We start from the raw sequence: 19,381 nt of genomic DNA on the forward strand, positions 1-19,381 counted from the left end.
CAAAACCTACTTGTAGTTGGTTTTACCGGTCCCCACCGAGCGGTATGGTCACCGCATGGCACGACGGGGTTCGTACGCAAAGGGCATCGCGAAGCGTGAGGAGATCCTCTCGATCGCGCTCGACCTCGTCGCCGTGAACGGCTTCCGCCGGACGAGCATCAAGGACATCGCCGACGCCGTGGGGCTCACCCAGGCCGGGCTGCTGCACTACTTCGACTCGAAGGACGAGCTCTGGGTCGAGGTCCTCAAGCGCCGCGACGAGATCGACGACGCCCACGACTGGCACGCCTCGGACCCGGCCGCGCTCCTCGCCGCCGTGGTCCGCCACAACGCCGAGGTCCCCGGGCTCGTCCAGATGTTCGTCAACCTGTCCGCCGCTGCAGCCACCGACCCGGAGCACGCGGCACACGCCTACTTCCAGCAGCGGTACGAGACGGGCCGGACCACGATGGCCCGACAGCTGCGCGAGATGCAGGGAGACGGTCGGCTCCGCCCGGACGTCGACGCCGAGGCGCTCGCCAGCGTGATGCTCGCGGTGTCCGACGGCATGCAGATCCAGTGGCTCTACGACCCGACGCGGGACATGGCCGAGCACGTCGAGCTCGTCGCGGCGCTGGCGATCACGCAGGCCGCGACGAAGGTCAGCGGCTGACCGACCGGAGCTCCGGGAACCGGTCCTCGCGCCACTCCCCCTCGGCCGGCGCCCCGCTCGCGGCCGCGCGTTCCTCGCGCTCCCGCAGTTCGACGCGGCGGATCTTGCCCGAGATGGTCTTCGGCAGCTCCGCGAACTCGACGCGGCGGACCCTGGCGTAGGCGGGCAGCACGGCTCGGGCGTGCTGCAGGACCTGCAGGGCGGTGTCGGCGTCGGGCTCCCAGCCTGCGGCGAGCGTGACGTACGCCTTGACGATGTTGAGCCGGGCCGCGTCCGGGGCCGGGACGACCGCGCTCTCGGCGACGGCCGGGTGCTGCAGCAGGGCGCTCTCGACCTCGAACGGCGAGACCTTGTAGTCCGAGGACTTGAACACGTCGTCGGTGCGGCCGATGAACGTGAGCTGCCCGTCGGCGTCACGCGCAGCGATGTCCCCGGTGTGGAAGAACCCGTCGCGCATCGCGTCGTCGGTGCGGGCGGGGTCGCCGAGGTAGCCCGACATGAGGTTCACCGGCCGCTCCGCGAGGTCGAGGCAGATCTCGCCCTCGTCGGCCTCCGTGCCGGTGAGCGGGTCGAGGAGGACGACCTCGACGCCCGGCAGCGGGGTGCCCATCGCGCCGGGGGTCACCGGGGCGCCGGGCGGGTTGCCGATGATCGCCGTCGTCTCGGTCTGGCCGTAGCCGTCGCGGATCGTGAGGCCCCACGCGTCGGACACCCGCGCGATCACCTCGGGGTTGAGCGGCTCGCCCGCGGAGACGACCTCGCGGAGTGCCCGGGGCCGTGCTCCGAGGTCGCCCTGCAGCAGCATCCGCCAGGCGGTCGGCGGGGCACAGAACGAGGTGACGCCGTGCTCGTCGAGCGCGGCGAGCAGCGCCACCGGGTCGAAGCGCGGGGTGTCGTGGACGAAGACGGTCGCCTCGGCGATGAACGGCGCGAAGAAGCAGCTCCACGCGTGCTTGCCCCATCCCGGCGAGCTGATCGCCAGGTGCACGTCGCCCGGCCGGACCCCGATCCAGTGCATCGTGCTGAGGTGGCCGACCGGGTACGAGGTCTGCGAGTGCACGACCATCTTCGGCTTCGACGTGGTCCCCGACGTGAAGTACACCAGGCACGGGTCGGTCGACCGCGTACGGACGACGGGTCGTACCTCGTCCGCCGGGGCGGGCTCGCCGAGGTCGGTCGGGTAGGTCGTCCAGCCGTCGACCGCCCCGCCGACGACGATGCGCGAGAACCCGCCGTGCACGTCGTCGAACTTCGTGGTCTCGGTGGCGTTCGTGACGACGTGCGCCACCGCACCGCGGTCGACGCGGTCCTGCAGGTCGGCGGTGTCGAGCATGGTCGTCGTCGGGAGGATCACCGCGCCGACCTTCATGACCGCGAGCATCGTCTCCCAGATCTCGAGCTGGTTGCCGAGCATGAGCAGCACGTGGTCGCCCTTGCGCACGCCGTGCGCGTGCAGGAACGCCGCGAGGCGGTCCGACCGGGCCGCGAGCTCGGCGTAGCTGAAACGCCGGTCACGGTCCGCGTCCACGAGGTGGAGCGCGGTGCGGTCGTTGTCGTGCGCGATGACGTCGAACCAGTCGTCGGCCCAGTTGAACGTCTCGCCGACGTCGGGCCAGGTGAACCCGGCGCGGGCGTCCGCGGCGGAGGGCGCGTCGAGGAGCTGGTCGCGGGCGGCACGGAAGGCGGCGGTCACGTCGGGGGAGGACACCAGATGATCATGCCCGATCACGCTGCGCCGTCGTTGACCGAGCGGGTGCGGCACGCTCACGCGCACCGGCCGGGAGGCCCGTGGAGCGTCCGGCGGACAGGTACCGTCCGTGCCTGGTTGCGTCCACCCCTCGGCGGGCAGGATGGTCCGGTACGAACACTCGACGAAGAGGAGACGCGATGACACGCGTGGTGGTCACCGGAGGCAGCGGGAAGCTCGGACGGGCCGTGGTCCGGCACCTGGACGAGCACGGGTACGACGTGGTGCTGGTCGACCGGGTCCCGTCCCCGGACAAGCCCGAGCGGGTGCCGTTCATCCGCACCGACCTCACCGACCACGGACAGGTCCTGAACGTGCTGCTCGGCGTGGACGACCGGTACGACCACGTCGACGCCGTGGTGCACCTCGCCGCGGTCCCCGCACCCGGCCAGGTGCCGGACGTGGCGCTCATCACGAACAACGTCACGTCGTCGATCAACGTCTTCCACGCCGCTCGTCAGGCGCGCATCAAGAACGTGGTGTGGGCGTCGAGCGAGACCCTGCTCGGCATCCCGATGGGCGAGCACCACCCGCCGTACCTGCCGGTCGACGAGGAGTTCCCGGTCCGCCCGCAGTCCTCGTACTCGCTCGGCAAGGCCGTCGAGGAGGAGATGGCCCGCCACTTCACCCGGTGGGACCCGGAGCTCAAGATGATCGGCCTGCGGTTCTCGAACGTGATGGACGAGACCGACTACCCGTCGTTCCCGTGGGACGCCACCCCGGAAGCGAAGACCTTCAACCTGTGGTCGTACATCGACTCGCGGGACGGCGCCCAGGCGGTCCGCCGTGCGCTCGAGGCCGACCTGACCGGGTTCGAGGCGTTCGTCATCGCGAACACCGACACCGTGATGGACACCCCGACCATCGAGCTCGTCGAGCGGTTCGTCCCGGACATCGAGCGCCGGAGCGACATCGACGGCGTCAGCTCGCTGCTGTCGAGCGAGAAGGCCCGCGAGCTGCTCGGCTTCGTGCCCGAGCACAGCTGGCGCGACCACCGCGCCTGAGCCGCCGGCCGCCCGGCTCGGACACGCCGGGCGGGTCCCGACGATCGGCCGGGCCCCGGCGGCCAGCCGGGTCAGGCCGGCAGCAGCAGCCCGTCGAGGACGAGGTCCCGCGCCCGCGGCAGCAGGTCCGCCGTGAGCGCGGCCTCGTCGACGCCGGTGATCTGGGCGATCGCGCCGACGATGGCCGCGACCGAGAGTTCGCCGTCGCACGCCCCGACGAACGCGGCGAGCGCCGTGTCCGCGTCGACCCGACGGCCGAACCCACCACCCTGCACGAGGGTCATCACGGTCGGGTCGTCGTTGCCGGGCCAGTAGGCGCGCTCCTCGGTCACGTCGCCCGCGACCCGGAGGTGCGCCGCGGCGAGCGCGGCGTCGTCGTGCACGGCGAGCCAGGCGGCCGCGTCGAGGGCGCGCGCCACGGTGGCGCCGAGTCCGGCGGGGTTGGACCCGAGCGTCTCGGGGACGCGTTCGAAGCGGCGGAGGTGGGGCGTGCCTCCCGGCACGTCGGTGTCGTGCGGAGCACGGCGCACCACGACGTAGCCGAAGCCGACCCCCGTGACCCGACGGTCCCGGAAGTCGTCGAGCCAGGCGTCGACGAGCTGGTCGAACTCGGCCGTGCCGGGCTTCGTGCCGCCGTCGCGGATCCACGTCTCGGCGTAGGCGGGCGGGTCCTGACGCTCCCGCTCGACCACCCAGACGTCGAGCTCGGCGTCGGCGAACCACGAACTCACCCGCTCGAGCCCGTCGGACCCCCAGCGGTACTCCCAGTTGCCGAGCAGCTGCGCCGTGCCGCCGGGCTCGAGGTGCTCCTCGAGCCCGCGGAGCACGGTCTCGACGAGGGTGTCGCCGACCATGCCGCCGTCGCGGTACTCGTACGCCGGGACGCCCTCGCGCCGGGGCGTGATGACGAACGGCGGGTTCGACACGATGCGGTCGAAGCGTTCCCCGGCGACGGGCTCGAACAGCGAGCCGAGTCGGAACTCGATGCCGTCGAGACCGTTCAGCGCGACGTTGAAGCGGGCGATGTCGAACGCTCGGCGGGAGATGTCGGTGGCGACGACCTGGTCGGCGAACCGGCGGGCGTGCATGGCCTGGATGCCGCACCCGGTGCCGAGGTCGAGCACCCGGCCGACGTGCACGGGCAGCTGCAGGCCGGAGAGCGTGGTCGTCGCGCCGCCGATGCCGAGGACGTGCTCCTCGCCGAGCGCCGTGCCGAGGGCGAGCTCGCCGAGGTCGGACACGATCCACCAGCTGCCCGCGCCGAGGTCGTCGACGAACGCGTAGGGGCGGAGGTCGACCGTCGGGTGGACGAGCACGTCCGCGACGTCGAGCGGGAGCCCGGAGTCGTCGGAGCTCGTCGGGTCGAGCCGCAGGAGTCCCGCGGCGACGACCCGGTCGACACCGGCCGTCGGGAACGCGGCGTCGGCGTGGGCACGCGAGACGGGCAGCCCGAGGACGAAGAGCGTGGCGAGCGTGGCGAGCGGCGACGACTCGCGCGACGCCAGTGCACGCAGCGCGGCCACCCGCGATCCGCGGTGGAGCGACGCGGCGGCCTCGGCGCCCCAGAGCGAGTCGAGCCGCTCGACCGTGAAGCCCGCGGCGTCGAGGTCGGCGGCGATCGCGGTCACTCCGGGCTCGGTCGCGATCGTGGGCAGACGGTGGGTCGTACGCGGCTGGCGGGGCGACGGACCGACCGGGCTCCCGTGGCTCGTGGGGCTCCCCTGGCTCCCGTGGCTCGCCGGGCTCCCCTGGCTCGCCGGGGTCACGGGGCGACGTCCTCGCGCATGAGGGCGGCGGGGACCTCCCACGCGACCACGAGGCCGAGCAGGCCGGGGAACCGCTCCTGCACGTCCTCGATGCGCGCACGGCTGGACCGGACCAGACCCTCCTGGTGCTGTTCGAGCAGTCCGGCCTCGCGCAGGACGCGGAAGTGGTGCGTCAGCGTGGACTTCGGCCGGTCGACGCCGACCCAGCCGCAGCTCCGCACGCCGCCGGCCGCGTCGACGAGGTACCGGTGGAGGATCGCGAGCCGGATGGGGTCGCTGAGGGCGTCGAGCACGACGGGCAGGTCCATCTCGGCGACGGTCGGCTGGGGCAGCCGCTCCGGGGCATCGACGTTCGCGGGCATGCACGAGACGGTAGCACCGCTCCCCTCCCTGTACGACTTGCATCGTACAGACGGCTACGGTACGAATGCAGTCGTACAAGACCTCCTCGGAAGGGTGCTCATGCAGCAGTCAGCTCGCTCGGTCGCCGGGTTCTGGATCCTGGCCGCGGTGCTCCTCGCCGCGATGGCGTCGTCCTCGGTCCCGTCGCCCATCTACCCCGTCTACGCGGCCGAGTGGCACCTCACGCCGCTCATGCTCACCGCGGTGTTCGCGATCTACGTCGCCGGGCTCCTCGTGACCATGCTCGTCGCCGGGCGGCTCTCGGACCACGTCGGCCGGAAGCCGGTGCTGTTCGCCGGCGGCCTGCTGCTCGTGCTGTCGCTCGGGCTCTTCACCGGCGCCGACGGCCTCGGCGCGCTCGTCCTCGACCGCATCGTGCAGGGCGTCGCGGTCGGCCTGCTGATCGGCGCGCTCGGTGCCGCGCTCATCGACCACTCGCTCGAGCGCTTCCCCGCGCTCGCGGGCGTCCTCAACGGAGCCGTCCCGCCGTTCGCCCTCGCGACCGGCGCACTGTCGAGCGGCGCCCTCGTCGAGTGGGGCCCCGCACCCGAGCAGCTCGTCTACGTCGTGTTCGGCGCGCTCCTCCTCGTGCTCGTGGCGGCGCTCGTCGTCGTCCCCGAGCGGGTGACCCGCCGCCCCGGGGCACTCCGGTCGCTCCGCCCCACGGTGTCCGTGCCGCGGGCGTCGCGCACCCTGTTCCGGAGCGTGGCCGGCTCGCTCGTCGCCAGCTGGGCGCTCGGCGGCCTCTTCCTGTCCCTCGTGCCGTCGGCGCTCCGCAGCGTGTTCGGCATCGAGGACCACTTCGCCGCCGGTGCCCTCATCGCGGTCGTCACCGGCGTCGGCGGGCTCACGGGCCTGGCGATCCAGCGGCTCGACACCCGCCGGAGCCTGCTCCTCGGGCTCGTCGCGCTCATCATCGGTCCGGTCGTCACCGTGTCGTTCGTCTTCGCGCACTCGCTGCCCGGCCTCGTCGTCGGCAGCGCTATCGCCGGCGTCGGGTTCGGCGCCGGCTTCCAGGCCCCGCTCCGCATGCTCCTCGCGACCGCCGCCCCGACGCACCGCGCCGGCCTGCTGTCCACCGTCTACATCGTCAGCTACCTGGCGTTCGGGCTCCCCGCGGTCGTCGCCGGGCTCCTCGAGCCGACGTTCGGGTTCGTGCCCGTGCTCGCCGGGTACGGCGCCTTCATCGTGCTCGCCGCGGCGGTCGCCCTCGTGCTGCAGCTCGGCTCACGCCGGCGTGCGGCGGTCGAGGAGCAGGCCGCCGAGGTCGTCGAGCGGACCGCCACCGGCTCCGTCCGGACGTGCCCGGACCGGGGCGCCGCGACCGCCGACTGAGCTCGCTGCCCGTCGGGCCGCTCAGTGCCCGGGGCGGGGGTGCTTCGGGGCGCGGGCCTGCATGCCCATGTTGCGGTGGGCGTCCGCGTGGGCGGCGTCCACGTCGGCCTTGCCCCGGTCGGCCGCCTTGCGGAGCCACCGCGGGCCCCGGGCCTTCGCCCAGTCCCAGAACCGGTGCAGCCGGGCCCGGAGCCACGTGATGATCCGGTGGAAGAAGTGGAACTCGCTGGCGAGGATCGTCAGGCCGATGAACACCACGAGCCAGCCGGGCCCGGGCAGCGGCACGAGGATGAGCCCGATGACGACCACGAGTCCGCCCACGGCCCCGACGAGCACCTTGTAGACGAGGTGCACGTGCGGGCGCGCGTGGATCCACGCGCGGAGGTTGCGGAACCACTGGAAGCGGTGCCGGGCCGTCGCGGGCTCGACGGCGCCGGGCTGCTCGGCAGCGTCGGGTCGCTCGTCGGGTGTGCGGTCCATGTCGGCACGGTAGGGCCCGCGGCTGGGAAAGTGCGCCGTGGCGGACGGCAGGGACCTGGACGGCGCACCACGGGCCTCCCGGCCCGCGTCGTCGTCAGCGCCCGCCCGGGAGGCCCGTCATGCGTGCGCGACGCAGGTCGCCGCCCACGGGACGGCGGCCAGGCGCGCCTCGGGGATCGGCTCCCCACCGACCGCGCAGCGGCCGTAGGTCCCGGCGTCGAGCCGCGCGAGCGCGGCGTCCACCAGCCGGATCCGTTCGCGGGCGTCGTCCCGGACCGCGCCGAGCGAGCCGCGCTCCCACGCGAGCGTCGCTCCCTCGGGGTCGTGCTCGTCGTCGGAGTTCGCGTCCTGCCGGGAGTCGCTGACGTCGCGCATGCTCTGCTCCACGCCGGCGAGGAGTCGCTCGTTGCGGTGCCGCTCGGCAGTGAGCGCGGCGCGTGGGTCGTCCATGGCGGACCACCGTAGTCCGGCCGGAATGGTCTCGCGCTCGGATGCGTTCGCATCGACATGACCAAGATCGGGTTCCTGTCGTTCGGACACTGGCGTGACGTGCCGGGGTCCAAGGTGCGCAGCGCGCGCGAGGCCCTCGTGCAGGCGATCGACCTCGCCGTCGCCGCGGAGGAGGTCGGCGTCGACGGCGCCTACTTCCGCGTGCACCACTTCGCGCCCCAGCAGGCCGCACCGTTCCCCCTGCTGTCCGCGATCGCCGCAAGGACCAGCCGCATCGAGATCGGCACCGGTGTGATCGACATGCGGTACGAGAACCCGCTCTACATGGCCGAGGAGGCCGCTGCCGCCGACCTCATCTCCGGCGGCCGGCTGCAGCTCGGCGTCTCCCGGGGGTCACCCGAGACCGCTCTCGCCGGTTACCAGCAGTTCGGCTACGTGCCCGACGCGGCCGACACGAACGGCGGGGACCTCGCCCGGTCGCACACGAACGTCTTCCGCCGCGCGATCGCCGGGGAGCCGATGGCGAACGCGAACCCGCAGATGACCGGCACGACCGGCTCGCTCCCGGTGTTCCCCCTGTCGGACACGCTGCCCGACCGCATCTGGTGGGGCGCCGGCACCCGGGCCACCGCCGAGTGGACCGCCGAGCAGGGCATGAACCTCATGTCGTCGACGCTCCTCACCGAGGACACCGGTGTGCCGTTCGACGAGCTGCAGGCCGAGCAGATCGAGCGCTTCCGGTCGACGTGGGAGCAGATGGGGTGGGAGCGCACCCCGCGGGTCTCGGTCTCCCGGAGCATCATCCCGATCGTCGACGACGAGTCGCGGCACTACTTCGGCGTCCGCGCGCAGGTCGAGGGACAGGACCAGGTCGGGCACCTCGACGGTGGGCTCGCTCGCTTCGGCCGCTCGTACATCGGATCGCCGGAGGAGCTCGTGGCCGAGCTCGCCGCCGACAGGGCCGTCCGTGCTGCCGACACCGTGCTCGTCACCGTGCCGAACCAGTTGGGCGTCGACTTCAACGCTCGGCTGCTCGCGGCGGTGAAGGACGTCGTCACGGAGGTGGACGCGGCGCCGGTCCCGGCCTGAGCGCAGTGGTCCCCCTTGTTGCCGACACCCGCTTTGGGCGTGCCTGCGGTCCGTAGCCTGCCGTAGCGTCGAGGAGCACCATCCGAACTCCGTCTCCTCGAGGAGGACCCCGTGACGCTCCCGGCCGCTGGCTGGTTCCCCGACCCGCAGGACGCATCCCGTCTGCGGTGGTGGGACGGGCGCACCTGGGGTGAGGGGACGCGTGCCCTGCCCGCCCGGGCCGAGGCGGTCCTGCCCGTCGCAGTGGCCCCGGTCGGGCCGTCGTTCTCGGTGGGGACCGCCGCCGCCCGCACTCGCCCGTGGGCGTCCGGCGCCGGCACCGCCCGTCGACTCTGCGCCGTCACGCTCGTCGCCGCGATCGCCGCCGTGGCGTCCGTCGTCGTCAACCCGTTCGGGCTGTGCAGTCTCGTCGCGCTGCTCGCCGGCCTGTTCGCGGTGATCGCGCCGCGGGCCACCGGTGGCTGGCGGGTGCTGTCGCGGAGCATCGCGGCGAGCGCCCTCGTGGTCGCGGTGTCCACGGCCGCGGTCGCCGCGTCGGCGCAGTTCCGGCTGTTCTGAGGGGCCGCGCGCCGACCGCGCTCCCGGCGCCGACCGCGCTCGCGACCGCGCTCGCGGCGCCGACCGCGCTCCCGTTCACGGCGCCGACCGCGCTCCCGTTCACGGCGCCGACCGCGCCCCCGGCGCCGACGTCGTTCGCACAACCGAAGACCATCCGCACCGCGCGCTTCCGCGGTGCCGACGGACTCCGGTTGGGCGCTGACCCTCCACACAACGCAACGCAACGCGCGGGGTGCACGGGCGCCCGGCCGCGCGCCCCGCGCGCCCGCTACCCCCGCCGCGCCCGCGGGTGCGCCGTCTGGTACACGTCCCGGAGCATGTCCGCCGTCACCATCGTGTAGATCTGGGTCGTCGCCACACTCGCGTGCCCCAACAGCTCCTGCACGACCCGCACGTCCGCACCGCCCTCGAGCAGGTGCGTCGCGAACGAGTGCCGGAACGTGTGCGGCGACACGTGCGCCTCGAGCTCCGCCGTCGCCGCTGCCGCCTGGATCACGAGCCACGCACTCTGCCGGGACAGCCTGGCCCCACGAGCGCCGAGGAACAGCGCCGGCGTCGACGGACCCCGCGCGGCGAACACCGGCCGCGCCCGCACCAGGTACGCGTCGATCGCTGCCCGGGCGAAGCTCCCGAGCGGAACGATCCGCTGCTTGTTGCCCTTGCCCGTCACGCGCACGACGGAGACCCCGGACTCGTCCTCCGTCTGCACGTCGTCCACGGACAGCCCCACAGCCTCGGAGATGCGCGCCCCCGTGGCGTACAGCAGCTCGAGCAGTGCCCGGTCCCGCAGCTGCACCGGATCGTCCCCGACGACCGCGCCGAGCAGCCGCTCCATGTCGTGCACGGAGATCGCCTTCGGCAGCCGCATCGGGGCCTTCGGCGGGCGGACGGCGGTGCCCGGGTCGAGCGGTAGCCACCCCTCCCCCGCCGCGAACGCCGTGAAGGACCGCACGGAGCTGAGCATCCGGGCGATCGACCGCGCCGCGAGCGGTTCCGGACGGGTCGCGAGGTGCTCGACGAACCCGGCGACGTCCGCCCGGGCCAGCCGTCCGACGTCGTCGACCGCAGCAGCTCCCCCGGCTCGGTCCGCGCCCGCGGAGTCGACGACCGGAGCGTCCGCCAACCACGTGGCGAACACCGCGAGGTCGCGACGGTAGGCGGCCACCGTGTGCTGCGACAGCCCGCGCTCGATGGCGACGTGTCGCAGGTACGACTCCGTGGCCTGGTCGAGCGCGATCACCCGGTCACCGTGACGATGCGCACGCTACCGCCGGGCTGCGGCGTCCGCGGCCAGCACCGCCACGACGAGCCCGGAGTTGTGCAGCCGTCCGTCGAGGATCGCGGCGACGAGCTCCTCGCGGGGCACCCACCGCTTCACGATGTCGGCCTCCTCGGCCTCACGCTCGAACGCCGACGCGGTCGCACGGATCCCCCGCGCACGGTAGACCTCGAGGAACTCGTCGCTGCCGCCCGAGGACGTGTTGTACGTGACGAGGTGCTCCCACTCGTCGGCCTCGACGTCGGCCTCTTCGGCGAGCTCGCGCTTCGCCGCGACGAGGTGGTCCTCGCCCGGGTGGTCGAGGAGTCCCGCGGGCAGCTCCCAGTCACGCACCCGCACCGGGTGGCGGTACTGCTGGATGACGAGGACGCGCCCCTCGTCGTCCTCGGCGTACACGGCGACCGCGCCGGTGTGGTCGATGTACTCGCGCACCATCGAGCCGTCGCCGTACGCGACGGTGTCCCGCTTGACGTTCCACACGACACCCTCGTACACGACCTCGGAGTCGGTGACGTCGAAGGAGATGGGCTCGTCTGCGATGGGTGCGTCGGTCACGTGGTCAATCCAAGCACGCCCGTCCGGCAGGGACGCAACCCCGCAACGGACGGGAGGCGCGGTGCGAGCCAGCACCGTCCTCCCTCGCAGGCTCGGTCGGCGCGCCCCGCGCGACGCTTCGCGTCGCCGTCGAGCGGGGCGCGCCCGTCCGCTCGTGGCTGCGTCAGGCAGCCGACTCCTGCGGGTCGAACAGGCTCGAGGCACCCGCACGCTCGATCGCCGCACCGACGAGCCCGGCGAACAGCGGGTGCGCGTTCGTCGGACGCGACCGGAGCTCCGGGTGCGCCTGCGTGGCGATGTAGAACGGGTGCACCTCGCGGGGCAGCTCCACGTACTCGACGAGCGTGCCGTCGGGCGAGGTGCCCGAGAACACCAGGCCGGCGTCCGCGATCTGCTCGCGGTACTTGTTGCTCACCTCGTAGCGGTGACGGTGCCGCTCGGACGCCTCCGGGGCACCGTACAGCTCGGCCGCCAGCGACCCCTCGGTGAACTTCGCCGGGTACAGGCCGAGGCGCATCGTGCCGCCGAGGTCGCCACCGGCGATGATGTCCACCTGCTCGGCCATGGTCGCGATGACCGGCGTCGTGGTCTCCGGGTCGAACTCGGTGCTCGACGCGTCGGTCAGGCCGGCCTCGTGGCGGGCGCACTCGATGACCATGCACTGCAGGCCGAGGCAGAGGCCGAGCGTCGGGATCTGCTGCTCACGCGCGAAGCGGAGCGCGCCGAGCTTGCCCTCGATGCCCCGCACGCCGAAGCCACCCGGCACGCAGATGCCGTCGACGTCGCCGAGGTGCTTCGCGGCGCCCTCGGGCGTGGTGCAGTCGTCGGACACGACCCACTTGAGCTTCACGCGGGCGTTGTGGGCGAACCCACCGGCACGGAGGGCCTCGGTGACCGACAGGTACGCGTCCGGGAGGTCGATGTACTTCCCGACGAGGGCGATCGTGACCTCCTTCTTCGGCTCGTGCACCGCGTCGAGGACCGGCTTCCACGCGGTCCAGTCGACGTCGTGCGCCTCGAGTCGCAGGGCGTCGATGATCACCTGGTCGAGCCCCTGGTCGTGCAGCAGCCCCGGGAGGTCGTAGATGGAGGGCACGTCGACCGCGTTCACCACGGCGTCCTCGTCCACGTCGCACATCAGCGCGATCTTGCGCTTGTTCGAGTCCGAGACGGGCCGGTCGCTGCGGAGGACGAGCGCATCCGGCTGGATGCCGATCGAGCGCAGGGCCGCGACGCTGTGCTGCGTCGGCTTGGTCTTCTGCTCGCCGGACGCGTTCATGAACGGCACGAGCGAGACGTGCACGAAGAAGACGTTGTTCCGGCCGAGCTCGTGCCGGACCTGGCGCGCCGACTCGATGAACGGCTGCGACTCGATGTCGCCGACCGTGCCGCCGACCTCGGTGATGATGACGTCGGGCTGCGGGTCGTTCTCGGCCTGCTCGCGCATCCGACGCTTGATCTCGTCGGTGATGTGCGGGATGACCTGGACCGTGTCGCCGAGGTACTCGCCGCGACGCTCCTTGGCGATGACGCTCGAGTAGACCTGCCCGGTGGTGACGTTCGCCGCCTGCGAGAGGTTGATGTCGAGGAAGCGCTCGTAGTGCCCGATGTCGAGGTCCGTCTCGGCGCCGTCGTCGGTCACGAAGACCTCGCCGTGCTGGAACGGGTTCATCGTGCCCGGGTCCACGTTGAGGTACGGGTCGAGCTTCTGCATGACGACCTTGAGGCCGCGCGCCGTGAGCAGGTTGCCGAGGCTGGCCGCCGTCAGGCCCTTGCCGAGAGACGAGACGACCCCGCCGGTCACGAAGATCTGCTTCGTCACCTTCGGGGTCTCGTTCGAAGATTGTGTTCCGCCGCTGTAAGTGTCCGCCACGGGCTTCCATCTTACGTCAGATCGGACGGGAGGCGCGACCCGCGTTCGCCGCGGGCGTTGCGCGGGTGGATGGCCGGTGGCCGGCCCGCCGCGTGGCGCGACCGGCGAGGCGGGCCAGCCACGGGCCTCCAGGCCGCGGTCAGGCGGACTGCCCGGCGACCTCGAGGAGTTCGCGCGCGTGCTCCATGCCGCTCGTACTGTCGCCGAGGCCGGACAACAGGCGCGCCATCTCCTGCAGCCGTTCTTCGCCCTCCAGCCGGCGCACGCTCGACGAGGTCACCGCCCCGCTGGCGTCCTTCACGACGTTGAGGTGGTTGTTGGCGAAGGCCGCGACCTGCGCGAGGTGCGTCACGACGATCACCTGCGTCCGCTCCGCGAGCTGCGCCAACCGTCGACCGATCTCGATCGCCGCGGCACCGCCGACACCGGCGTCGACCTCGTCGAAGACGAACGTCGGCACCGTGGTGCTGCCGGCCATCACGACCTCGATCGCGAGCATCACGCGGGAGAGCTCGCCGCCGGACGCCCCCTTGCCGATCGGTCGCGGGTCGGTGCCCGAGTGCGGCTGGAGCAGGATCGCGACCTGGTCACGTCCGTGCCGGCGGTACTCGCCCGCGTCGGTGACCTCGACCACGAGGGTCGCACCGGCCATCGCGAGCGACTTCAGCTCGGCCGTCACACGCTTCGCGAGGTCTCCCGCGGCCTTCGTGCGTGCGGTCGTCAGTGCGGCGGCGGCGTCGGCGAGCCGTTGTTCGTCCTGCTCGACCGCCTGCTGCAACGCGGCGATCCGGTCGTCGTCGCCGTCGAGCTCGAGGAGTCGCTCCCCGGCGCGCTGCCCGTAGGCGATGACGTCGTCGACGGTCTCGCCGTACTTGCGGGTGAGCCCGGCCAGCAGTGCCCGGCGTTCGTTGATGAGCTCGAGGTCGTGCCCCGCGTCCGGCTCGAGCGATCCGAGGTAGCTCGACAGGCTCGCCGAGGCCTCGGTCGCCTGGATGCTCAGCTCGGTCAGCTGCTCGAGCACGGGTTGCAGCGCAGCGTCGGACGCCGCGACCCGCTCGATCGCACGCCGGGCGGACTCGACGAGCCCGACGACGTCCGGGGCGCCCTCGAGCGACTCGCTCGACAGGGCCTCGTGCGCGAGTCCCGCCGAGAGCCGGAGCTCCTCGAGGTTCCCGAGGCGTTCGGCGCGCTCGGCGAGTTCGGCGTCCTCGCCCGGCTGGGGGTCGGCTGCCTCGATCTCGTCCGACGCGGCACGGATCCGTTCGGCCTCGGCGACCCGGTCGTCGCGGTCCCGGGTGAGCGTCTCGAGCTCGCCGGCGTGCTGTTGCCAGGCGTCGTAGGCGGCGATGTAGGCGCCGAGCGCCTTCTGCAGCTTCGGGCCACCGAACCCGTCGAGCGCGGCGCGCTGTGCCGCAGCGGAGGTCAGGCGGATCTGGTCCGACTGGCCGTGCACGGTGACGAGCTGGTCGGCGAGCTCGCCGAGGACCGCGACCGGAGCACCGCGGCCGCCGACCGTCGCACGGCTGCGCCCCTCGGCCGACACCGTGCGGGTCAGGAAGAGTTCGCCGTCCTCGACGGCACCCCCGGCGTCCTCGACGCGTTCGGCGACGGCGTCGTGGTCGGGGACGTGCCAACGGCCCTCGACGACCGCGGACGACGCACCCCGGCGGACGGCACCGGCGTCGGCACGGGCACCGAGGAGCAGTCCGAGCGCGGTGACGATCATCGTCTTGCCGGCACCCGTCTCACCGGTCACGACGGTGAAGCCGGGACCGAGCTCGAGCGTCGCTCCGCCGATGACGCCGAGGTCGCTGATCGAGATCTCCTCGATCACCGGTCGACCTCGTCCTCGCGCTGCGGGCCGCGCCACCCCGTGACGGGCAGCCGGAACTTGGCGACCAGGCGATCGGTGAACGGGGCGTCCTTGAGCCGCGCGACCCGGACGGGCTCCGGCGATCGGTGCACCTCGACGCGGGCGCCCGGCGGGAGGTCGTGCGCCCGGCGGCCGTCGCACCAGAGCACGCCGACGCCGCTGGTCCGGCGGAGCACCTCGACGGCGAGGGTGCAGTCCGGGCCGACGACGATCGGACGCGAGAACAGGGCGTGGGCGCTCAGCGGCACCATGAGGATCGCGTCGACGTCGGGCCACACGATCGGGCCGCCGCCGGAGAACGAGTACGCGGTCGAGCCGGTCGGGGTCGAGATGACCACGCCGTCGCACCCGAAGGACGACAGCGGACGGCCGTCCACTTCGGTGACGACCTCGAGCATCCGCTCCCGCGACGCCTTCTCGATGGTGGCCTCGTTGAGCGCCCAGGAGGAGTAGACGGTCTCCTGACCGACGACGACGTCCACCTGCAGCGCCACGCGTTCCTCGACGTGGTACTCGCCGCGGAGGGTGCGCTGGACGGTCTCTTCGAGGTCCGGTCGCTCGCTCTCGGCCAGGAAGCCGACGTGCCCGAGGTTCACCCCGACGATCGCGGCGCGGGTGCCGCGGACGAGCTCCGCCGCCCGGAGGATCGTGCCGTCGCCGCCGAGGACGATGACGATCTCGAGCTGCTCCGCCTGCACGTCGACGCCGAGGATGTCGACCTGCCCGACCGAGGCTTCGGCCCGTCGCACGTCGGCGTACTCGTCGAACGGCATCACGGGGTTGAGGCCGGCCGCGTGCAGGATGTCGCAGACCTCGACCGCCGCGTCGATGGAGTCCTGCCGCCCGGTGTGCGAGACGAGCAGGATGTGCCGTTCGTCGCTCATGCCACCCCTTCCGCCAGGTCCGTCGCCCGGTCGATCCATTCTGTCGGATTGGTACCGACACCACGCTGGAAGCGCGCCAGGTACTCGTGGTTGCCGTGCGTCCCGACGATCGGCGAGGCGGCGATCCCGGAGGTACCGAGCCCGACGTCCCAGGCCACCCAGAGCACGTTCATGAGCGCGTCGTTCCGGAGTCCGGGATCGTGCACGATGCCTTCGCGCACCCCGCCCCGACCGACCTCGAACTGCGGCTTGACCAGGAGCACGAAGTCGTCGGAGGGCACGGCCTCGGCGAGCGCGGGCAGGACGATCCGCAGCGAGATGAACGACAGGTCACCGACCACGAGCGAGGTCTCCCCCGCCGCCGGGTCGAGCGCCGCGTACGACTCGGCCGTCAGGTTCCGGGCATTGCACCCCTCGACCACGGCAACGCGGTCGTCGAGCGCCACCACCGGGTCGAGTTGGCCGTGTCCGACGTCGAGCGCGACCACGCGGCGCGCACCGCGGGCGAGGAGCACCTGGGTGAACCCGCCGGTGCTCGCGCCGACGTCGAGGGCGACCCGGCCGGCCGGGTCGACCCCGAACGCGTCGAGCGCGCCGACGAGCTTGCGCGCGGCGCGGGACACCCACTCGTCGCCGGAGTCGACGACCACGGCCGCGTCCGGGCGGGTGGGGTGCGACGGCTTGACCACCGCGGTCCCGCCGACCGTCACCCGACCGTCCTGGATGAGCTTCGCGGCCGCCGTGCGGGATCGTGCTAGTCCACGCTCGGCGACGAGCGCATCGAGACGGACGGTGCCGCCGCGTGCGTCCACGGGTGCACCGGTGGCGTCAGGCACTCGCCGTGCCGCCGCTCTCGAGCCGGGTGCGGAGCTCGTCGTGCAACGCGGCGAAGGCGTCCGCGCGGTCCGGGAGCTCGAGGCCCTCGGCCGCCGCGGTCCGTGCGGCGAAGTCCTCGTGGTCCCGCTCGGACGTCGGCGTCCCGACCACGCCGCCGGGCCGCGGCCGTGGTGCGGCGTCGCCGGGCTGCGGCGGCGTCGGGCGGTCCTCGTTCGGCACGTCCGTCACGCTACTCGCCGCCGTACAGCTTCGGGTCCACGTCGAGGCCGTAGATCGCGAGACCGGACTCCCAGATGATGGTCGCGCCGGCACGCAGCCGGTCGATCGCGTCCCCGTCGTCGAGCACGCGGACCACGTGGCCCCGCATCGCGACCGTCGCACCGCCGACCGTGACGTACCGGGTGCCGTCCTCGTCCTCGCGCCGGACCGTGCGCGGGTACGGGCTCGACAGCCCACGGAGGTCGTCGAGGATGTACGTCGGCCGCGACTTCTGGTCGGCCGCGAGGACCTGCTTGGCCTGGTCGATGCCGGTCAGGACGAGCACGCTCGGGATGCCGGCGTCGTTGGCGCCCTTGATGTCGGTGTCGAGCCGGTCCCCGATGAACAGCGGGTGCTCGCCGCCGAACCGGGCGAGGGCGGCGTCGAAGATCGGCCGCTCGGGCTTGCCCGCGACGACCGGCATCCGGCCGACGGCCTGGTGCACGGCGGACACGAGCGTCCCGTTCCCGGGCGCGATGCCGCGCTCGACGGGGATCGACCAGTCCATGTTCGTCGCCACCCAGGGCACGGACGGGTCGGCCAGGGCGAAGGACGCCTCGGCCAGCTCCGTCCACCCGAGGTCGGGCGAGAAGCCCTGGATGACCGCGGCCGGCGAGTCCTCCGCGCTGTTCGTCACGGTGAACCCGGCTTCCTCGACGATGCTCGTCAAGCCGAGCCCCCCGGTCACGAGGACCGTGGAGCCGGCGGGCACGAGCGTCGACAGGAGGCGGACGCCGGCCTGGGACGAGGTCACGACGTCGTCGGCCGAGACCTCGAGGCCGAACGCCTCGAGGTGCTCCGCCACGTCGACCGGACGACGGGAGGCGTTGTTCGTGATGTACCCGACCCGGGCGCCGAGGGACGCCCGGGTGAGCGACTCGACGGCGTGCGGGATCGCGTGGCGGCCGCGGTACACGACGCCGTCGAGGTCGGTCAGGACCAGGTCGACGCCGTGTGTGGGTGGGACGGGGACGTCAGTCGGCTGCTGATCCGTCGACGTCGACGGGGTTGTCGTCGTCGATCTCGCCGGGTTCGTCCGCGGGTCCGGGCTCGTCGAGGGGTGCGGGCTCGTCGGCTGGCTCGAGTTCGTCGTCGGCGTCCTGCTCGACCGCGGGCTCGTCGAGCTGCTCGTCGTCCCTGTCGCCTGCGTCGTCTCGGTCGTCGTACTCGTCGACTTCGATCGCTTCCTCGACCACATCCACCGTCTCCCAAGCATCCTCGTCAGCGGCCTCGGCGAGTGCCTCGGTCGCGTGATCGACACGGGCCCACCACTCGTCGGCCTCGTCCTGACGGCCGAGCTCCTCGAGCGTGGCCGCGTAAGCACTGTAGAGCGCCGGCGACCAGCTGTAGGCCGTGGAGGGGTCGAGCTGTGGAATCTCCAGCTCACCCAACGCCGCCTGTGCATTCCCGAGGTCGAGCCGAGCGCCCGACATCGCGATCGCGAGCTCGACCTGCACCGGGGTGTCCAGGGCAGCACGGTCGACGGAGCGTCCGAGCTCGAGCGCGCGTTCCGGGCGTCCGAGGCCACGCTCGCAGTCGACCATCATCGGGAGCTGGTCGTTCTTGCCGGCGATGCGCCGGTAGGTCCGGAGCTCGCGGAGCGCCGTCGCGAAGTCACCCAGCCGGTACGCGGTGATCGCGGCGGTCTCGCGCACGACGGCCACACGACCGGCTCGACGGGCGGCACTCAGGGCGTGCTGGTTCGCCGTCTCCGGGTCGACGTCGACGAGGAGGGCAGCGGACACGAGGTGCTTCGCAACCCAGTCGGCGTTGTCCTTGCTGAGGGTCTTGAGCTCGGAACGGGCCGCGGGATCGAGGTCTCGTGCCTGCACGCCGTCCGGGATCTCCGGGTCCTCGTGACGCGGGCGGATCGACTTCGTGCCGTAGGGGTCGCGGTCTTCCCAGTCGTCACGAGCGGCCTCGCCGAAACGGGCTCCCGCGTGTCGGGTGCCGTCCCCGAACCGGCGGCGCTCTTCGCCGTCACGAGCCGGACGGCCGGACCCGCCGCGGAAGGGGCGGTCGCCGTCACGACGGTCGGGGCGATCCGAGCCACCACGGAACGGGCGATCTCCGTCACGACGCTCCGGACGGTCGGAACCACCACGGAACGGACGGTCACCGTCGCGACGAGCGGGGCGGTCTGAGCCACCACGGAACGGACGATCCCCGTCACGACGCTCCGGACGGTCGGAACCGCCACGGAACGGACGGTCCGATCCACCTCGGTACGGGCGATCTCCGTCACGACGCTCCGGACGGTCGGAACCACCACGGTAGGGACGGTCCCCGTCACGACGCTCCGGACGGTCCGAACCACCACGGTAGGGACGGTCCCCGTC

Annotated in this window: 20 protein-coding genes; 6 read left to right on the forward strand and 14 right to left on the reverse strand. The window is 72.7% G+C overall.

The window, feature by feature from the left end:
• Positions 1-55 precede the first annotated feature (55 nt).
• On the forward strand, positions 56-652 hold the full coding sequence (locus tag IEY20_RS16330; protein ID WP_022904996.1) for a TetR/AcrR family transcriptional regulator: 597 nt from the start codon (positions 56-58) through the stop codon (positions 650-652).
• Here the strand turns inward: IEY20_RS16330 and IEY20_RS16335 are convergent.
• Positions 642-2,360, reverse strand: coding sequence for an AMP-binding protein (locus tag IEY20_RS16335; protein ID WP_229728133.1), 1,719 nt, complete (start codon positions 2,358-2,360; stop codon positions 642-644). The genes IEY20_RS16330 and IEY20_RS16335 overlap by 11 nt on opposite strands.
• A 179-nt stretch (positions 2,361-2,539) precedes the next feature.
• Here IEY20_RS16335 and IEY20_RS16340 point away from each other — a divergent pair, with 179 nt between their 5' ends.
• Positions 2,540-3,403: an NAD-dependent epimerase/dehydratase family protein gene (locus IEY20_RS16340; RefSeq protein ID WP_022904994.1), complete on the forward strand. Its 864-nt coding sequence runs from the start codon at positions 2,540-2,542 to the stop codon at positions 3,401-3,403.
• 71 nt (positions 3,404-3,474) lie between these two features.
• Here IEY20_RS16340 and IEY20_RS16345 read toward each other — a convergent pair whose 3' ends face one another.
• Both IEY20_RS16345 and IEY20_RS16350 read right to left on the reverse strand, forming a co-directional pair.
• Positions 3,475-5,031, reverse strand: coding sequence for a DUF7059 domain-containing protein (locus IEY20_RS16345; protein ID WP_229728134.1), 1,557 nt, complete (start codon positions 5,029-5,031; stop codon positions 3,475-3,477).
• 134 nt (positions 5,032-5,165) lie between these two features.
• On the reverse strand, positions 5,166-5,531 hold the full coding sequence (locus IEY20_RS16350; protein WP_188889321.1) for an ArsR/SmtB family transcription factor: 366 nt from the start codon (positions 5,529-5,531) through the stop codon (positions 5,166-5,168).
• Positions 5,532-5,631: 100 nt separating this feature from the next.
• Here IEY20_RS16350 and IEY20_RS16355 point away from each other — a divergent pair, with 100 nt between their 5' ends.
• Positions 5,632-6,906, forward strand: a complete 1,275-nt coding sequence (locus IEY20_RS16355) for an MFS transporter (RefSeq protein ID WP_175328666.1) — start codon at positions 5,632-5,634, stop codon at positions 6,904-6,906.
• A gap of 21 nt (positions 6,907-6,927) precedes the next feature.
• On the opposite strand, the gene IEY20_RS16360 is transcribed toward IEY20_RS16355, so the two are convergent.
• A complete protein-coding gene (locus tag IEY20_RS16360) occupies positions 6,928-7,386 on the reverse strand; it encodes a TIGR02611 family protein (protein WP_175328667.1) in 459 nt (152 codons plus the stop codon).
• Positions 7,387-7,503: 117 nt separating this feature from the next.
• Complete coding sequence (locus IEY20_RS16365) at positions 7,504-7,836, reverse strand: TraR/DksA family transcriptional regulator (protein WP_175328668.1); 333 nt, start codon at positions 7,834-7,836, stop codon at positions 7,504-7,506.
• 57 nt (positions 7,837-7,893) lie between these two features.
• On the opposite strand from IEY20_RS16365, the gene IEY20_RS16370 reads away from it, so the two are divergent.
• Together IEY20_RS16370 and IEY20_RS16375 are read left to right on the forward strand one after the other, a co-directional pair.
• Positions 7,894-8,925: an LLM class flavin-dependent oxidoreductase gene (locus tag IEY20_RS16370; RefSeq protein ID WP_217504369.1), complete on the forward strand. Its 1,032-nt coding sequence runs from the start codon at positions 7,894-7,896 to the stop codon at positions 8,923-8,925.
• A 111-nt stretch (positions 8,926-9,036) separates the two neighbouring features.
• Positions 9,037-9,483, forward strand: coding sequence for a DUF2510 domain-containing protein (locus tag IEY20_RS16375; protein ID WP_175328669.1), 447 nt, complete (start codon positions 9,037-9,039; stop codon positions 9,481-9,483).
• Positions 9,484-9,751: 268 nt separating this feature from the next.
• Here the strand turns inward: IEY20_RS16375 and IEY20_RS16380 are convergent, their stop codons facing one another.
• The 9 genes from IEY20_RS16380 to IEY20_RS16420 form a co-directional block, all read right to left on the reverse strand.
• Positions 9,752-10,720: a site-specific tyrosine recombinase XerD gene (locus IEY20_RS16380; protein WP_031273843.1), complete on the reverse strand. Its 969-nt coding sequence runs from the start codon at positions 10,718-10,720 to the stop codon at positions 9,752-9,754.
• A 27-nt stretch (positions 10,721-10,747) separates the two neighbouring features.
• Entirely contained in the window at positions 10,748-11,317 is a 570-nt protein-coding gene (locus IEY20_RS16385) for an NUDIX domain-containing protein (RefSeq protein ID WP_175328670.1), read from the reverse strand.
• 163 nt (positions 11,318-11,480) lie between these two features.
• Positions 11,481-13,190 (reverse strand): CTP synthase, encoded by a 1,710-nt coding sequence (gene pyrG / locus IEY20_RS16390; protein ID WP_175328671.1) that lies wholly within the window; start codon positions 13,188-13,190, stop codon positions 11,481-11,483.
• A gap of 139 nt (positions 13,191-13,329) precedes the next feature.
• A complete protein-coding gene (recN, locus tag IEY20_RS16395) occupies positions 13,330-15,024 on the reverse strand; it encodes a DNA repair protein RecN (RefSeq protein WP_188889323.1) in 1,695 nt (564 codons plus the stop codon).
• Entirely contained in the window at positions 15,021-15,947 is a 927-nt protein-coding gene (locus tag IEY20_RS16400; RefSeq protein WP_022904381.1) for an NAD kinase, read from the reverse strand. The genes recN and IEY20_RS16400 overlap by 4 nt, the downstream gene beginning before the upstream one ends.
• Positions 15,944-16,759: a TlyA family RNA methyltransferase gene (locus IEY20_RS16405; RefSeq protein WP_229728135.1), complete on the reverse strand. Its 816-nt coding sequence runs from the start codon at positions 16,757-16,759 to the stop codon at positions 15,944-15,946. Before IEY20_RS16405 ends, IEY20_RS16400 begins: the two co-directional genes overlap by 4 nt.
• Positions 16,760-16,775: 16 nt before the next feature.
• Positions 16,776-17,003: a hypothetical protein gene (locus tag IEY20_RS16410; RefSeq protein WP_175328654.1), complete on the reverse strand. Its 228-nt coding sequence runs from the start codon at positions 17,001-17,003 to the stop codon at positions 16,776-16,778.
• A 10-nt stretch (positions 17,004-17,013) separates the two neighbouring features.
• Positions 17,014-17,985, reverse strand: a complete 972-nt coding sequence (locus tag IEY20_RS16415; protein ID WP_175328680.1) for an HAD-IIA family hydrolase — start codon at positions 17,983-17,985, stop codon at positions 17,014-17,016.
• A 31-nt stretch (positions 17,986-18,016) separates the two neighbouring features.
• A complete protein-coding gene (locus IEY20_RS16420; RefSeq protein WP_083882149.1) occupies positions 18,017-18,874 on the reverse strand; it encodes a tetratricopeptide repeat protein in 858 nt (285 codons plus the stop codon).
• A 108-nt stretch (positions 18,875-18,982) separates the two neighbouring features.
• On the opposite strand from IEY20_RS16420, the gene IEY20_RS16425 reads away from it, so the two are divergent.
• Positions 18,983-19,186: a hypothetical protein gene (locus IEY20_RS16425; RefSeq protein ID WP_175328674.1), complete on the forward strand. Its 204-nt coding sequence runs from the start codon at positions 18,983-18,985 to the stop codon at positions 19,184-19,186.
• Positions 19,187-19,381: the final 195 nt, after the last annotated feature.

It is taken from the genome of Curtobacterium luteum, assembly GCF_014646995.1.
GTDB lineage: Bacteria > Actinomycetota > Actinomycetes > Actinomycetales > Microbacteriaceae > Curtobacterium > Curtobacterium luteum.

Excerpts from the sequence above, each read along its gene's own strand:
- IEY20_RS16360 (WP_175328667.1), bottom strand. The coding sequence starts at position 7,386 with ATGGACCGCACACCCGACGAGCGACCCGACGCTGCCGAGCAGCCCGGC.
- IEY20_RS16355 (WP_175328666.1), top strand. The coding sequence starts at position 5,632 with ATGCAGCAGTCAGCTCGCTCGGTCGCCGGGTTCTGGATCCTGGCCGCG.
- IEY20_RS16400 (WP_022904381.1), bottom strand. The coding sequence starts at position 15,947 with ATGAGCGACGAACGGCACATCCTGCTCGTCTCGCACACCGGGCGGCAG.
- IEY20_RS16365 (WP_175328668.1), bottom strand. The coding sequence starts at position 7,836 with ATGGACGACCCACGCGCCGCGCTCACTGCCGAGCGGCACCGCAACGAG.
- IEY20_RS16340 (WP_022904994.1), top strand. The coding sequence starts at position 2,540 with ATGACACGCGTGGTGGTCACCGGAGGCAGCGGGAAGCTCGGACGGGCC.
- IEY20_RS16330 (WP_022904996.1), top strand. The coding sequence starts at position 56 with ATGGCACGACGGGGTTCGTACGCAAAGGGCATCGCGAAGCGTGAGGAG.
- IEY20_RS16370 (WP_217504369.1), top strand. The coding sequence starts at position 7,894 with ATGACCAAGATCGGGTTCCTGTCGTTCGGACACTGGCGTGACGTGCCG.
- IEY20_RS16350 (WP_188889321.1), bottom strand. The coding sequence starts at position 5,531 with ATGCCCGCGAACGTCGATGCCCCGGAGCGGCTGCCCCAGCCGACCGTC.